We start from the raw sequence: 15,087 nt of genomic DNA, 5'->3' as shown, positions 1-15,087 counted from the left end.
TGTCCTTTTTAAAGTGTGTAGAAAATTGCCACGGCAACCGATACGGCCACGCTCGCTTCAATTAAAGAAACCGCGGTATTTCCCTGTGCGATGGCCTTGTTGACTCTCACTCCAGGCATCAGCACTAAATCAGTCAGCAAGCGCACTATGGGGAGCAACACCAGCGCAATGGCTGCGTCGATAAAAAATAGTGTAATGCTGTGTGACCAGCTCTCGAAAGCGCCGCGCAGTGCGTGAAATAAGATAATACCGGTGGCAATTTTGGTTGCAGCAAAACTGACGGCCGCCGCCATATTGTTGTTTTGCAGCTCCTGGTGCAGGTCAAAATGCGTCAGGGCATCATAAAGCCTGCTTGCTACCAGCAGTACCAGCTGAGCGAGCAAATAAAATACAATGGCCGAGGCAAAACTCCCTTCACCTTTCAAAGCCCCTGCGATAATTAATCCGGCGCTGATGTAACTGGCAAATTGCGCGACTCCAACCGGCAGATTCTGATGAGTGATAAGTTGTGTGGTGTTGCAAAACTTGGGTAACAACAGCTTATCGTTAATCACTCGTGTTACCACCAATAACCCAAGCCCCATAAGTGAGTAAAGACTTACATTGATGAGATCGGTTAGCAGGCCTTTACTCGGTCCCTGAAGGACTGCTACATACATCATAGTGACTGCAATTAAGAAACCACTGATTGATGTTGCCAAAGCCAGGTTTTTGTTCTGTTCAATTTCTGTGAAGGTGTTGTACGAAGTGGTCGCGTTATAGAGCCATTTTGCAACAAATAGCACCACAAGAAAGAGCCCGAAGTAGCTCAGTTCAGCAAAAGGGAAGTCCATGTTTGTTTCCGTATTTTACCCAAGAATGTACAAGCGGGCGATTTTAGCACAGAAAAAAACGAGTAAATTCTTTTAATATTGCGCTACTTCATGGTGGCTGTCCCCGATTTATGTAATGATGAAAGTGAATCAATTATTGCATATTGCAGTAGGAAAGGAGTTTTGATGAATATTACAATTGCAATAACATTGGCCGTTTCAGCTTTGATGATGTTATTAATGGGGATCACCTATCTGTATAGCGACGAGTCCTTTGGCGGTATTTTGTTGGTCGTATTGCTGTTGTCAGTGCCAATGCTTATTGCCCAGTGCATGGTGTGTTTCTTCTGCAGAACACATTTCGGGCGAGCTAACCCAGTGCTCCATAAAATCGGTCTGTATGCATTCATTGCAACGGTATGTGTTTATGCCTATTGGAACGGACTAATGTTCTTAGATGTTTTGCAAAAGGGCTATTTGAGTGAAGCTCAAGGTTACACTGGCTTGATTTTATGGCTTGGAGGGACGTGGGCACTCTCTATCGGCGCGGCGATTGGCGTGTCGCTCCATTTTCTTCCGATTGTCATCGAAGCATTGAAGAACAAATTGAAGTCGTTGGGTAATGGATAAATCGAGCATAATTCGAGTTCTATTGATTGCCCTGAGCTTGATAGCCTCCATTATCTTTGGCTATATCAACTCAGATAATAACCAAAAGGTTATAGCTGAGGAAGTCAGCCAACTAACTAACGGGTTTCCAGAACAGGCTGAACTGGGCAGGATATTTGATGATCACTCCCGGTTCGTACTGAGTATCAGCTTTTCTAATATGCCCGTTGACAACGATGAATTCGAACAGAGGAAGGTGCTTTATAAAAACAAAGTGCGTAGCTATATATGTACGAATTCTGTGTTTTATAAAAAGCTGACACAAGAGCCCTCTGCAAAAAGGGTCAATTCCAAGCCTTTTCGGCTAGAAGTAGAGCTGTCGAGTGTGGAGCCTGAGCAAGCGATGGGGTTGTTGAGTTTAACTGGGAAAGAGTGTTCAGCCTATCGGTAAAAGGGAAACGCCACCCGCAATGCGGGTGGCTGCAAAGACTTAGTCTTCTTTGTTATCGGTTCGGTACTTCTCAAACCAGGCTAGGATATTGCCCACTTTACGTGCCAGATTGGAAGGCTTAGCGGCAATACCATGATAGGCGCCCTGAATACGCACAAAAGCGCTGTCTACGCCTTGCAGTCGCAGCGCCCCATAATACTGTTCACTTTCGCTCATCGGTGTGCGTACATCTAGCTCGCCAGTCAGTACCATAGTGGGCGTCTTGACATTGCCAACCAGAGAAAGTGGTGAACGGTTCCAGTATTGCTGGTAATCGTTCCAGGGCAGGTCGCTAAACCAGTATTTGGTCATAAAGGTGTAGATGTCGGACGCACCTATCATACTGGTCCAGTTGATCACGGGTTTTGCAACAACCGATGCCTTGAAGCGATCTGTTTTGCCTATGATCCAGGCTGTTAATGTGCCGCCGCCTGAGCCACCGGTGACAAATAAGTTCTCTTCGTCAACATACCCTTTTGCAATGACGCCATCGACCATATCCATCAGGTCATTGTAATCCTCTGACGGGTAGTTTTTATCAATCTCGTTAGCAAAGTCAGCGCCCATAGACGTTGAACCTCTTGGGTTACCATAAACCACGACGTAACCTGCGGCTGCGAATAACTGGACTTCGGTTGAAAATTCAGGGCCATATGCGGTGTGTGGTCCGCCGTGAATTTCCAGGATGAGTGGGTATTTCTTATTCGGGTCAAAATTAGGTGGAGTCACAGTCCAGGCTTGCAGGCGTCTGCCATCCACACTGCTGTTTACTTCCATCAGCTGGGGTTTATTCAGTGTTTTATGATCGAAAACGTCACTGTTCAGATCGGTCAGTTGTGTCACTTTACCGCGCTTATTGACGACTGCCAGATCGGCCGGGCGTACACCGGTTGACTGAGTATAAACAATCTGGCCATTGTCGGTCACATCGTAATGACCTGATGTGTAGGGGCGTCCCAGGCTCATGCCGCCCAATGCATCGGTTTTGGTTTTGATTTTGCCAGACAAAGACACATAAGCAACGTGTTTTTTGCCATCATTATCGTGGCTAAAATACAGCCCTTTGCTGTTGTCGGCCCATTTTACATTGCCAACACTGCGGTCCAGATTGGGAGTGAGTCGCTTGATGTCAGAACCATCCGGGTTCATTACGTACAATTCGACAATCTGATTAGATTTGCCGTTGTCCTCAAAGCCCGTGAAGGCCACTTTCTTGCCATTCGGGCTCATCTGAGGGCCACTTTCGGGGCCTGACATATCGGTCAGCTTAGTGACCTTTGAACTCAGGATATCAATGGCCATCAAATCGCTATTGAAAACATCAAACTCCGCGTTTTCGCGGGTATTGGCCGACACGATGAGCTGTTTACTGTCGTGTGTCCAGGCCAATGAACCAGCGTAATCATGGGCGCCTGAAGTAATTTGTCTGGGTGCACCACCAATTGCTGGCACCACATAAACCTGCATATTGCCCGGGCGTTTCATGCCCGCACCATCGCGCTGGAACAGAGTTTTGTCGATATACTGTGCATTATCAGCCCACTTGGCACCTTTTGGTTTAAAATCCAGGCTAAATAGTGGCGCAGACTTGCCCGGCGTAAACATGGAGAAAGCCAGCTGCTTACCATCAGGCGAGAAACTCATGTTACTTGGCGTCATGTTGACATCTGTGACTCGTGCTGTAAGGCCGGACTCCAGGTCGCGTAGATAGATCTGAACTTTCCCTTCTTTACTGGAAAGGTAGGCCATCTTGGTGCCATCGGGCGAAAATACCGGGTTGAAGTGGTTTTTGGTATCTGATAGCAAAGGTAAGTGCTTTTTACCGTCCAGAGACACAGTCCACAGGTTTCTTCTCAGGCTGTCAGTCATGATATCCATGCTGCGTCGCTCATAGACAACCTGTTTACCATCTGGCATGACCACGGGGTTGGCGGCATATTCAATGTTGAATACATCCTGGTAGGTGAGCGTGTTATGTATCTCTTGTTCTTTTGGTTCTGCAGCAAATGCCGAGCCAGTCAGGGCAAGTGCGATACAAGACGTCAAAATCGAAAGCTTAGTCATTGGCTTAGTACTCTACTCGTTATTGTTGTTGGCCGTTCATACACAGGTGAGCGAGTTAAACAGCCTCTCAGTACAAACCCTATTTATGATATGTTGTAACACCTTTTGGAATAGATACGCGGTCAATGGGCGAATTTATCCGATGTTTCACTTAAGTGCCGGGAAATAGGGCATTAAAAAGTTTGATATCTGCAAGTGTGGTAATATGGTTTTGCTGACGACCCTATCTTATTTCACCCCGGTACTTTCAACTGCTTTGTCTTCGCTGATCCTTGGGCTGGTACTGACGCAGAGTTTTATGCAGGGGGGTGTATGGTGACCGCAGGCTCTTTGCTTTGCTGGTGGGTGACCAGAGCGCAACTCAATGATTAAGTAACAAGGGCAGCAACATAATGTGGCAGTGCCCGCCCCATAAATTAGGGAGAAGTCGATTGCATCAACTCAACGTATATTTGGTTAATGCCTTTACAGAGCAAGGCGCAGGAGGAAACCCTGCTGGCGTGGTGTTGCAGGCCGATGGGCTGACAGACGAGCAAAAGTTGGCCATCGCACAGTCTGTGGGTTTTTCAGAAACCGCCTTTGTGTCTGCAGCCAGCGACGCTGATTTTACAGTGACTTTCTTTACACCCGCAGCTGAAGTCGATTTTTGCGGTCATGCTACCGTGGCCGCGTTTTCTGTGATGTTGGAGCAGGGCCTGATTACTCAGGGGCATTACGAGCAAAGCACCAAAGCGGGTCAACTTGGGGTAACGATAGAGCCAGATGGGCACATTGTGATGGCGCAAAATTTGCCGCAGAATCTTAAGCGCTTTGACTATACCGAAATATCAGCCTTAATTGGGCTTGATACGTCTGTATTAGCGTCGACTCAGTTACCCAATGAGGCTATTTCAACTGGCTTGGCGGATATTATTGTGCCTGTACCTAAAGGATATCTCGATCAGATCAAGGTCAATGATAAAGCCTTGAGCGATTTTTCTCGTCAGCATAACGTCATTGGCTTACATGCGTTTGAGTTGTGCTATGAAGGTGAGGCGTTCACGGCACGCTGTCGCAATTTTGCGCCTTTATTTGCGATACCCGAAGAATCTGCCACCGGAAGTGCCTGTGGCGCTCTGGCGTGCTATCTGACTCAATATGTTTACCCTGCTCAGTCCAATCACTTTACCTTTGAACAAGGCCGAGTGATGGGATGTCCCTCGCGCATTACGGCATCGGTTGAGTCAGACGAGCAGGGCATATCTAAAGTATTTGTTGGTGGCTATGCGAAGGTACTTGGCAGTCAATTTGTCACGCTAAAAAAGAAGTAACTATTCTGCAAATCAAGTATAATTGCGAGTCAGAATATGTTGCAGAGGTATGCTGACTTAGGTGCATTAGCAGCATGAGGGTAAAGTTTGAGTTTGCTCAGACTCAATAATGTTATTTTCACTTTGGAGTATAAACGTGAGAAAACTAATTCTATTGACTGGAGTTGTAGCTTTGTCAGGCTGTGCTGTGAACCCATACTTGCAACCTATGGTTGATGGTCCGAGCGCAAAGTTACGATTGGCATCTGTTCCTAGTAATAATAACTTTGTTACTGCGCCAGCACAGAGTAACTGTGTAGCGACTGGTGGTGCTTCTGGAGCCCACATTGCTACTTTGGGTGTTAAGGCTAACTTGGTTAGAAGTTTGAGCAGGCTGAATATGCCTGCGTATGACAACGAGTTGGGAGACTCACATCAAAACGAAGTGTATATTCCAGCCGGGAAACCATTTTCTTTCCAGTTCAACGGAGTGGGTATCTCTGGATTTAGCCCGGGTCAGACAGACTCCGGTGGTGCGCTATATTCCTGGTGCAGAAAACTGATCACGTTTGAAGCCAAAGAAAATGCCAATTATGAGGCACTATACGACTATGTAGAGTTAGAAAATGGTGCAGAAACATGCGGTGTGAAACTCTTTGAGATTGTTCAGACTGCAACCAATGAGTATAAAAAAGTCGAAGTTGACAATTACCAGGTGGTTGAGAACTACTGCGAATAAGACTCTGAAGGGAAAGCTGGTTATTACTATACGGGCCAGCTTTTACTTTATTCCTTAGCTCCTGTAACACCACACTTCTTAACTGAAGTTTCGGTAGTCCAGACTTTGAACAAAGTTTCACAAAACCCAATTTGGCGCTCTGATCCCCACCCAGAAAAAACCGCTTATCGCTATCCCTTTTAAGTTTCTGCTGATTTAGGTAGTCTACAGCGGATTTAATTTTGGGAGGTGTGTCGCGATGAAGCGAATTCTTGTATGTGCTGGCCTGGGGCTGGCAGTAACGACCGGTGTTGCCGCCAAAGAGGTGATGACGCCGGAAAAACTCTGGCAGGTAAAGCGTGTCAGTGCGTTGGGGCTCAACAAAGATAAAACGCATGTCATTTACAAAGTGACAATGCCTAGTGTTGAGCAGAATAATTTTGCCAGCAAAGTTTATCAGGTGCCGTTAAACGGGGGCGCCTCTCAGCTTTTAGATGCCTATCAGGGGCTATTGTCAGATGATAAGATCTCACCTGATGGCAGTAAAAAGTTGTTCCATGAAGTGGTTGAAGTGGAAGCCGTACTGGCAAGCGACAGGCACAAAGAGCTTACTCAGGCAAATGCTTACGTGTTTGACGATTTGAATTATCGTCACTGGGACACCTGGAAAGATGGTAGCTATAAGCATGTTTTCTATCAGGATTTAAAAACAGAACAGAAAGTCGACATCATGAAAGGAAAGCCCTTTGATAGTCCGACTTCACCATTTGGCGGTGCTAAGGACTACATCTGGGGTCCTAAAGGCGAAAATATCTATTATGTGAGCAAAAAGCTCACTGGCGCTGAGTATGTTTCCAGCACTAATACCGACATTTATCGTTATAACCTGGCAAGCCAACAGACCACAAACCTGACTAAAGATAACCCAGGCTATGACAAATATCCGGCTTTCTCGCCAAAAGGCCACCTCGCCTGGTTACAGATGACCACACCAGGGTACGAAGCTGATAAGAATGACATCATCGTCAGAGTTAAAAATAGAGATATTAACCTGACCAGACACTGGGATGGCACAGTAAACAGCTTTAAATGGAGTCACGACGGTAAGCACATCTACTTTGTGGCGCCAACCGATGGCACCATTCAGCTATTCCGGGTTTCCGTGACCACCAATCCTAAAGCCAAGCCAGCTATTAAACAGCTCACCAAAGGTCAGTTCGATGTTAACGGCATTGTAGCGGCACTGGATAAGCAGCTTGTGGTAACGCGCAACAGCATGAACAAAGCGAAAGAAATCTATCGTTTTGATCTGAAGAGCGAAAAGCTAACCGCATTGACCAAAGTGAATGATGCATTTTATGCGGGTCTGGATTTGCCAACGGTTAAAAAGCAGATGGTTAAGACAAAAGATGGCCAGGACATGCTGACCTGGGTTATCTATCCGCCAAACTTTGATGAATCCAAGAAATACCCGACTTTACTGTATCTGCAAGGTGGTCCGCAGTCTGCGCTGTCACAGTTTTACTCTTTCCGCTGGAATTTTCAGGTAATGGCGTCACAAGGTTATATTGTGGTTGCGCCAAATCGCCGTGGCATGCCGGGTCATGGTGTTAAATGGAATGAAGACATCACCCAGGACTGGGGTGGCAAAGTAATGCAGGATTATCTTGATGCCATTGATGACTTAGCAAAAGCGCCTTATGTAGATAAAAAGCGTATTGCTGCGGTGGGCGCCAGCTTTGGTGGCTACTCGGCTTTTTACTTAGCCGGTAATCACGATGGTCGCTTCAAGTCGTTTATTGCACATTGTGGTATTTTTGATTTGCGCAGCATGTACGGCAGTACAGAAGAAGTGTTTTTCGTTGATCACGAATTCGGCGGTGCATACTGGGATAAAAACGCCGCGACCGATTTAACTTACGGCGCATTTAACCCAATCAGCTATGTAGATAAGTGGGATGCCCCTATGTTTGTTATTCACGGCGGCAAAGACTACCGTGTACCACTGGAACAAGGGATCCAGGCATTCCAGGCTGCAAAATTGCGTGGTCTGAAAAGCCGTTTCCTCTACTTCCCGGAAGAAAACCACTGGGTCCTGTCACCACAAAATGGCATTGTCTGGCAGCGTGAATTCTTCAAATGGCTGGATGATACACTCTAACTAACCCTACTACAGGCCCGTTAATCGGGCCTGTAGAAGATAACATTGCTTTCAGGCTAGTTCACAGCCTGACAATTCTCAATTCTGCGCACGTTTTTCAGTGCATCGTAGAGCTTTCGTTTATCGTGTTTGGAGAGGTTGGCTGTAACCAGCTCTGCATTAAACATGGGCCCCAGTTCAGAGGTGAGGTTGCCGTGTTGAGCAATATGATGAGTTAGCACTTCAAGTATGGCTGCACCCAACTGATTGAGTGTTTTTCTTAGTTGGACCAGATCGGCGTCTTTAGCTGGCACGCCCTCGGCAAGCCATTGCGCTCGGTATCGGTATTGAATAGCCTTGGCAGCGTCCATTTGTGCCTGGAAAAATGCCTCCACGCTGGCCGTGTCCAGACATTGCTGGCGGGCTTGTTCCAGCGCTTTTGAAAGTACCACGGCTTCACGAGGTAAATCTTCAACAGGTCTGTGCTTATGTGCTTTAAACAGTGCCACACTCTGCATCTTAGCAAGACGCTGATTGATATGTGAGAACAGTACCTGGGCAGAGTCTGTCCGTGTTTTTACCAGTGCATTAGCCTGATTTACGACTTGCGCCAAAGCTATGCGCGCTTCGTCTGCGCTGATTTGCTCAGGTCTTTTTTCCATCTTCATCAGTCCAAACAATGTTTGGTTATCTGCGTTGTCCTGAACATTTACTTCGCGCAGTGTCAGCTCAGGGTAGACCGATTTGAGTGCGCAACTGCCCACAGCCACAGTACCTTGTTCAAACTGACCTTTTGCCAGCAGGCGGGCTGCTTCGTTGGTGCCTTTGGGTACGGAGATTGTTTGTAGTTGATGTGTGTTAAGCCATTGGCCAATTTGTTTCAGGGCGGCAGGGTGAGATGCCGCATGCGTGATTGTACTTGCCTGGTCTACGCCAAAGACACACATTTCAATGGGCATGCGCACCGCCGCGCCGAGCTCGGTCACCTTGTAGTTGCGCATCGCATTAACAATAGCCGGGACCAGCTGTTCATCGATGGTTGAATTGGCCAACGCACTGAAGGCCCAGGTCGCTTCCGTTACTGCTGTGGCATAGGTATTTTCTGGTGTACCGGAATACAGGCGATGGTAGGCATCATCATGGCGGCTTTCAAGCAAATCGAATGCAGCGTGATTAAAGCTACCAGGCCCGGCCTGAACATAGACAGGTGCGGCTTGACCAGCAAGCGTAAATAGCAACGCCGATAATGCTGTCAGGCGAGATACAGTTGGCAATTTCAAAGGCTTTTTCCAGTGGTTATACAGGCAAAAGCAACATCCTAGCAAAACCGTTACACTCTGTCTCGAAAAGGATATTTTGGTTAGTTTATTCCCCAATTAAGGTCGGATATGAATTTTGTGTCAGGATTAGGGATTTTTGTGTTAGATTTAGGAACTTCTTGTGATAGTTTGTGTAAGGCAGACTTTAAGTAACAAGAAGTTTCAAATCAGGAAAACAGGAAAAATTGCATGGAATCGACAATCAAAAAAGTACTACTGGTCACGTTAGCATCAGCAACATTTAGTGGGGTTGCTGCACATAAGGAAAAGCAGCCTCTTCAACTGCGTGGCGCAATGAATGATGTTAGGATCGTAGGTGGTGGAGAAACAACACCATTTGCTTACCCTTTTATGGGCAGTTTGCAGCTTTACGGCGGTCACCATTGTGGCTCATCTTTAATCGCACCGAATAAAGTGCTGACCGCGGCACATTGTGTTGAGTATTGGAATGCCAGTGACTTTTCGGTCAAATTTGGCGGTCATGATCTGACTGTTGAGAGCCAGTGGCAGGTCTATCAAGTGACCGACATAGTAATGCATGAACAGTATCACGATACCTATACATTCAACAATGACATTGCGATATTAACCCTTGATAATCCCGTTCAGGGGATCGAGCCAATCCAGCTGGCTGATGATGCGCTTAAAGGCAGTTATGTCGTGGGCGAGAACTTTAAAGTCATGGGGTGGGGAGCATTGCACTCAGGTGGTCCGTCTCCAGAGCAATTGCATGAAGTGGATGTACCTTATATCTCAAACGAGGTCTGTAATGATGCCCAGCACTACGATGGCGATATTTCTGAGAATATGATTTGTGCCGGTTTTGATGAAGGTGGCAAAGACTCTTGTCAGGGTGATAGTGGTGGCCCTCTCATCGTAAACCGTAATAATCAGTGGTTCCAGGTGGGAGTCGTTAGCTGGGGAGAAGGATGTGCTTCGCCAAATAAGCCTGGTGTATACGCCGATGTAGCCATGCTAAACACCTGGATAAATCTAAACCAGTATTACGTAGGGTTTGAATCTGCCGAGACAATGATTGCGGATAAACCGGGCGCCACAGTGTCAGTTAGCTTAATAAACCAGTCGCAAGACCCTGTGCAAATCACCGGTTTTCAGCTCACAGAACACGCTGCCGGCATGTTTGTTGGAACAGAAAATTGTACCGCAAAGCTGGTAGAGCCAGGTCAGCAATGTAGTGTGTCGATAATGGCTTCAGACAGTGACAAAGAAGGCCAATTCACCCTGGTCGCCGAGCTGGCCAGCCAGGACATTGCTTCGAGAAGCAGCACCTTTAATTATGTGAAAGTCCCTGCAAGCGATGCTGATATTAATGCACACATGTCTTCCGAGCCCACAATTCAGTGGTATACAGGCGGCGATGTACCTTGGTTGCTCGACGAGTATGTCGCTGAGGGTAACACCAAAACACCACTTTTGGTCAGTGGTGATATATCAGATAAAGAAGAAAACCCCAACCAGACTGAGCCGTCTCAAAAGTCAATCTTGATTGCCGAAATTGACCATGGTTTAGCATTGGGGATTGATTTCGAATACCTGCTGTCATCGGAGTTAGCTTTTGACTTTTTCAATGTCTATATTAATCGTGAGCGAGTCTTAACGAAATCTGGTGAATACTTTGCGTACGAGAAAGCGTCGTTTGATCTAAATCCAGGACTCAACACCGTGGTATTTGAGTACATAAAGGATGCTATAGTTACTGTTGGTACCGATAATGTTACGCTGAAAGCATTCAACGTCAAAATGCGTGAAAATCTGAGTCCGTCTATCAAGCTGGCACAAACCAGTTTCAGGGTAAGAAGTGGGATGAGCATGGACTTTAATGCAACTGGTACAATGGACCCCGAGGGGGACAGTTATACCCTGGCCTGGACTGATATGACCGCACCTGATGTGGTATTAAGCACAGACGAAGTGTTCAAGGCTATCGCGCCTGTTGTAAGCGAGACACAGACCCGCACTTATCAAGTAACAGCCACTGACGAATATGGTGCGACCTCTAAACAAAGTATTTCCGTCACCATAGACGAAAACAAGCTCCCAGTGCTCGAGGTAGCTCAAGCCAAGTTCGATGTAAGAGGCGGATCTGAATATACCTTAGATGCAAGTGGTACCACAGATCCTGAAGGCGATGCCTTATCCTATACCTGGTTGAGACGCACTGGGGGTGAGCCAATAAATATTGGCGAGACAGCCATTGTAAAACTCAAGGCTGATGAAGCGGATATTGGGAAAATTTTTATTTATGAACTCGCTGTACAAGATGAGCTGGGTGGAGAATCAAGGCGACGGGTTGTCGTTGCGATAGTTGAAAACCAGGCACCTCAGATTACATTAACAGCTGAGTCTACTTCGGTGACATCGGGCGAGAGTATTGAACTGAACGCGACTTCAGTCGATCCGGAAGGAGATACGCTAACGTTTAGCTGGGAGCAAGTGTCTGGCAAAAGTGTCAGTGTATCGAGTAGCGATGCGACCTTGAGCGTTGCGGCACCTTCTGTCAATCAGAACGAAGTACTTGAATTTGCGGTTACCGTCACGGATTCCTTGGGGGCATCATCAACGGAAAGCATCAAAGTGACAGTTAAGCAGCCAGAAAAAGACAGTGGTTCAGTCGGCTCATTCGCGCTGATGCTGATGTCTTTGGTGTTGTTCACCCGTCGCAGAAAGCACTAGCCTTTAAGGAAATTTAATTTCCCCTGTGAAAATCAAAACACCACCATCATGACAGTGATGGTGGTGTTTTTGGTTAAAAAGCACTCTGTAGATTGCAAGCAATGGCTGGACTGGGCATAAAGTTGCAAATTAACGTTTATAGTTGTCTTGGGTCGCATCAGCACTGACCAACGGAGGTCAAGACAGATAGCGACACCTTATAGCTGGCTCAATTTAAGTCTGTGTTGCCACATCTCCGGTGCCTTTTAACAGCCGGCCAAGAATATCAGCGCCGGTAATGATGCGGGGTTGGTCGGTCCAGACCAGCACCACGTCGACTTCAATGTCGCCGTCGTGGTCCGGGTCCAGAGATTCGGCAGATTTAAGATGTTTAAGCACATCGCCCAGGTTCATGTCGTTACTGTGGATGATCAGGGGTCTGAAGCAAAACTCGTAGGGCTCGAAGGGCTGCTCTGTTTTAAACAGCGCGGCGCGCAGCAGGCCATCGGCATCCATCACCAGCAAAGGCTGACGGGCTTCATTGGCCAGGATCACCCATTTGTGCCCGCTGGCATTGACCTGCTGTAAAAATGGGTCGTCGGCATTGCGTTGGACTTCGGGGAGGATAGGGAAATCGACTTTGCTGGGCAGCGTAATGACAGAGCGCGGGTCGATAAGCTCGCCCTCTTGCGACACCAGGGTATCGTCTATGGTCAGAAAATTGACCGCGCCTATGCCTTCGAGTCTGTCGACTTCGGCTTCTTCCGCTTCAATGTGCTTTTCAATCACGCTTTTCAGGTCGGTTTCACGAAAGTAGTTAATGCCCTCTTTGCCGAGCCAGTTGTCGAGTAACACAGCTGAAGGTTTGGCAACCGGATAGAGCAGCCATTGATAAAACTTGAGTACTGGCGCCAGCAACGCACCCATGCGCATGGCATTACGACTAAAATAAGCTTGCGGTACAATCTCGCCAAATAAAGTGATAAACACGGTTGAAAACACAAAGGCCACCATGCCCGCCATCACAGAGTCCGACAGTAAAGTGAGCAGCACATTAATACTGACATTGCCCCACAAAATTGTTGTCAGCAGAAAATTAGAATCCTCGCGCAGTGCTAAGATGGTTTTTGCCGCCGGGTTGCCCTGGGCAACTTCAACCTCAAGACGTAACCGGCTGAGGCTGAAAAATGCCAGGTTCAGCCCCGAAAACATCGCCGACTGAGACAGGCAAAAGACAATGCCTGCCCAAGCCGCATAATCTCCCCATACTGATGCCATGCCTTGCTCCTGTTACTAAGACGTTTGCCTGGCACATGCTCTGTTGGGGGGATTAAGCCCTTGTACTGTTGGTGCCTTGCTGCGGATTCAATTGCGCTTCTATCAAATATAACAATAACATGGCTTTTTGCCATTGCTGTGTCAGCTGCCACATATCGGACAGACCATTGATGTTGACCACCATATTGTCAATTGGCAGGGTCGCATTGGTACCGGCAAGGATCAGGTCGTCCTTAACGTCGTCATGTAGCTGCTGTAGTTGTTCAAGCGCGGTGTTTAAGGTGCTCTCGCTCATCGACTCGGCTGTCAGGCTGGTTTTCATAAAATGTCCCAGCTGAGACTGATATTCCTGAAGCTGGGCGTGTAATTCTGGGTGTTCGGATAGTTGTTTTTGTGGCTGTAAATGGGCCAGTTTTTCAACACAGTGGCTACAGGTAAACAGGTAGTGCTCAACGCGCATCAGCTTTGCCAGCAGGCCAGTGGTTTCTTCCGACAGGGCCGACTGTTCCACAGTGACAATAAAGTTGCCAATATGCTGACAGAGCTTCTGAATGGTCTGGATCGCTTGTTCAATGGCCAGGCTATCCAGAGGTTGGCGGGACTTTTCGTACTGCGCCAGTATTTTATCGGCCACTAATTTGGTTTCGAGCAGCAATGCGTTGGTTGCCAGGGCTGGTGTCTGGGCAATGGTTTTATCTAAAAATCGTGGCCGGGAGGCGGTTTCTTCGGCGCTGCAAAAGCGCTTCATTAAAAAGTTTGCCAGGCGGTTATTGAGCCCAAAGATCAACATCACGCCCAGTACGTTAAACAGAGTATGGAACAGCGCCAGTGACAACGCCGGATCGGCGGTCAGATTAAAAAAGCCGGTGATCTCGGTGATCAGATAAAACAGCACAGGTAAAATGGCAAAGGCCACCACAGCGGTGAGCGCGTTAAATATAACCTGTGCCGCGGCGACGCGCTTGGCGTTGGATGTGGCGCCAATGGCAGCGAGTATTGAGGTAGAGGTAGTGCCAATGTTTGCACCTATCACCATAGCGCCGGCTGCGTACAGGCCAATCATGCCACTGGCTGCTGCAGTAATGGTCAACGCGATGGACGCGCTGGATGACTGAGTCAGGGTGGTCATCACAATGCCAACCAATAAAAACGTTAGCATGCCGGTCAGTCCTTCGGCGGTGAACTGGCTCAGATCAAAAGTAGCAACCACATGTTCAAATGCGCCTTTAAGAATATCGATACCAATAAAAAACAAGCCAAAGCCAACCAGCGCCAGGCCGGCTGAGGCGAGCCTGGATTGCGGGCGCAATAGTTTCATCAGTGCGCCTATGCCAATCAACGGCAGGGCAATGGCTTGAATGTTAAATTTAAATCCGACAGCGGCAACCAGCCAGCCCGTGATGGTTGTGCCAACATTAGCGCCATAAACAATGCCCAGCGCCTGGTGCATTGTGATCAGGCCCGCATTAACAAAGCCGAGTGAGGCAACGGTAACCGCGCTGGACGATTGCACCAGTGCGGTCATGCAAAAGCCAGATGCAATACCGCGCTGTGGTGTTTTGGTCCAGGTGGCCAGTACTTTACGTAGCGATGATCCTGCGGCAAGTTTCAGGCCGTCAGTCATCATGCCTATGGCAACGAGGAAAATTCCCAGGCCACCAAGAAGGCTGCCTATCAGTTGCAGTGTATCCATCA

Annotated in this window: 11 protein-coding genes; 6 read left to right on the top strand and 5 right to left on the bottom strand. The window is 47.7% G+C overall.

The window, feature by feature from the left end:
- Positions 1 to 8: 8 nt before the first annotated feature.
- Positions 9 to 833, bottom strand: a complete 825-nt coding sequence (locus tag CWB99_RS21610) for a DUF350 domain-containing protein (protein ID WP_138549931.1) — start codon at positions 831 to 833, stop codon at positions 9 to 11.
- A 165-nt stretch (positions 834 to 998) separates the two neighbouring features.
- Here CWB99_RS21610 and CWB99_RS21605 point away from each other — a divergent pair, with 165 nt between their 5' ends.
- On the top strand, positions 999 to 1,442 hold the full coding sequence (locus CWB99_RS21605) for a hypothetical protein (RefSeq protein ID WP_138549932.1): 444 nt from the start codon (positions 999 to 1,001) through the stop codon (positions 1,440 to 1,442).
- Entirely contained in the window at positions 1,435 to 1,872 is a 438-nt protein-coding gene (locus CWB99_RS21600) for a hypothetical protein (RefSeq protein ID WP_138549933.1), read from the top strand. Before CWB99_RS21605 ends, CWB99_RS21600 begins: the two co-directional genes overlap by 8 nt.
- Positions 1,873 to 1,911: 39 nt before the next feature.
- Here CWB99_RS21600 and CWB99_RS21595 read toward each other — a convergent pair whose 3' ends face one another.
- Positions 1,912 to 3,975 (bottom strand): S9 family peptidase, encoded by a 2,064-nt coding sequence (locus CWB99_RS21595; RefSeq protein WP_138549934.1) that lies wholly within the window; start codon positions 3,973 to 3,975, stop codon positions 1,912 to 1,914.
- Between the two features lie 431 nt (positions 3,976 to 4,406).
- Between CWB99_RS21595 and CWB99_RS21585 the strand changes: the two genes are divergently transcribed.
- The 3 genes from CWB99_RS21585 (at position 4,407) to CWB99_RS21575 (ending at position 8,143) form a co-directional block, all read left to right on the top strand.
- A complete protein-coding gene (locus CWB99_RS21585) occupies positions 4,407 to 5,285 on the top strand; it encodes a PhzF family phenazine biosynthesis protein (protein WP_249332046.1) in 879 nt (292 codons plus the stop codon).
- A 136-nt stretch (positions 5,286 to 5,421) separates the two neighbouring features.
- Positions 5,422 to 6,003, top strand: a complete 582-nt coding sequence (locus tag CWB99_RS21580; protein ID WP_138549936.1) for a hypothetical protein — start codon at positions 5,422 to 5,424, stop codon at positions 6,001 to 6,003.
- A gap of 238 nt (positions 6,004 to 6,241) precedes the next feature.
- Positions 6,242 to 8,143 carry a S9 family peptidase gene (locus CWB99_RS21575; protein WP_138549937.1) on the top strand — a complete coding sequence of 634 codons (1,902 nt, stop codon included), beginning with the start codon at positions 6,242 to 6,244 and terminating at the stop codon, positions 8,141 to 8,143.
- Between the two features lie 56 nt (positions 8,144 to 8,199).
- On the opposite strand, the gene aroQ is transcribed toward CWB99_RS21575, so the two are convergent.
- Entirely contained in the window at positions 8,200 to 9,402 is a 1,203-nt protein-coding gene (gene aroQ, locus CWB99_RS21570) for a gamma subclass chorismate mutase AroQ (RefSeq protein WP_249332043.1), read from the bottom strand.
- A 228-nt stretch (positions 9,403 to 9,630) separates the two neighbouring features.
- On the opposite strand from aroQ, the gene CWB99_RS21565 reads away from it, so the two are divergent.
- Positions 9,631 to 12,135, top strand: coding sequence for a serine protease (locus tag CWB99_RS21565; protein WP_138549938.1), 2,505 nt, complete (start codon positions 9,631 to 9,633; stop codon positions 12,133 to 12,135).
- 213 nt (positions 12,136 to 12,348) lie between these two features.
- Here CWB99_RS21565 and CWB99_RS21560 read toward each other — a convergent pair whose 3' ends face one another.
- Together CWB99_RS21560 and CWB99_RS21555 are read right to left on the bottom strand one after the other, a co-directional pair.
- Positions 12,349 to 13,392, bottom strand: coding sequence for a DUF21 domain-containing protein (locus CWB99_RS21560; protein WP_138549939.1), 1,044 nt, complete (start codon positions 13,390 to 13,392; stop codon positions 12,349 to 12,351).
- 52 nt (positions 13,393 to 13,444) lie between these two features.
- Positions 13,445 to 15,085 carry a Na/Pi cotransporter family protein gene (locus CWB99_RS21555; protein WP_138549971.1) on the bottom strand — a complete coding sequence of 547 codons (1,641 nt, stop codon included), beginning with the start codon at positions 15,083 to 15,085 and terminating at the stop codon, positions 13,445 to 13,447.
- Positions 15,086 to 15,087 lie beyond the last annotated feature (2 nt).

Origin of the sequence: Pseudoalteromonas rubra, from assembly GCF_005887095.1 — a bacterium.
Lineage (GTDB): Bacteria > Pseudomonadota > Gammaproteobacteria > Enterobacterales > Alteromonadaceae > Pseudoalteromonas > Pseudoalteromonas rubra_E.
Note: the sequence above shows the minus strand (reverse complement) of the source record. Positions and strands in the feature narration are given on the sequence as shown.

Excerpts from the sequence above, each read along its gene's own strand:
- CWB99_RS21575 (WP_138549937.1), top strand. The coding sequence starts at position 6,242 with ATGAAGCGAATTCTTGTATGTGCTGGCCTGGGGCTGGCAGTAACGACC.
- CWB99_RS21565 (WP_138549938.1), top strand. The coding sequence starts at position 9,631 with ATGGAATCGACAATCAAAAAAGTACTACTGGTCACGTTAGCATCAGCA.
- CWB99_RS21605 (WP_138549932.1), top strand. The coding sequence starts at position 999 with ATGAATATTACAATTGCAATAACATTGGCCGTTTCAGCTTTGATGATG.
- CWB99_RS21555 (WP_138549971.1), bottom strand. The coding sequence starts at position 15,085 with ATGGATACACTGCAACTGATAGGCAGCCTTCTTGGTGGCCTGGGAATT.
- CWB99_RS21595 (WP_138549934.1), bottom strand. The coding sequence starts at position 3,975 with ATGACTAAGCTTTCGATTTTGACGTCTTGTATCGCACTTGCCCTGACT.
- CWB99_RS21600 (WP_138549933.1), top strand. The coding sequence starts at position 1,435 with ATGGATAAATCGAGCATAATTCGAGTTCTATTGATTGCCCTGAGCTTG.
- CWB99_RS21610 (WP_138549931.1), bottom strand. The coding sequence starts at position 833 with ATGGACTTCCCTTTTGCTGAACTGAGCTACTTCGGGCTCTTTCTTGTG.
- CWB99_RS21560 (WP_138549939.1), bottom strand. The coding sequence starts at position 13,392 with ATGGCATCAGTATGGGGAGATTATGCGGCTTGGGCAGGCATTGTCTTT.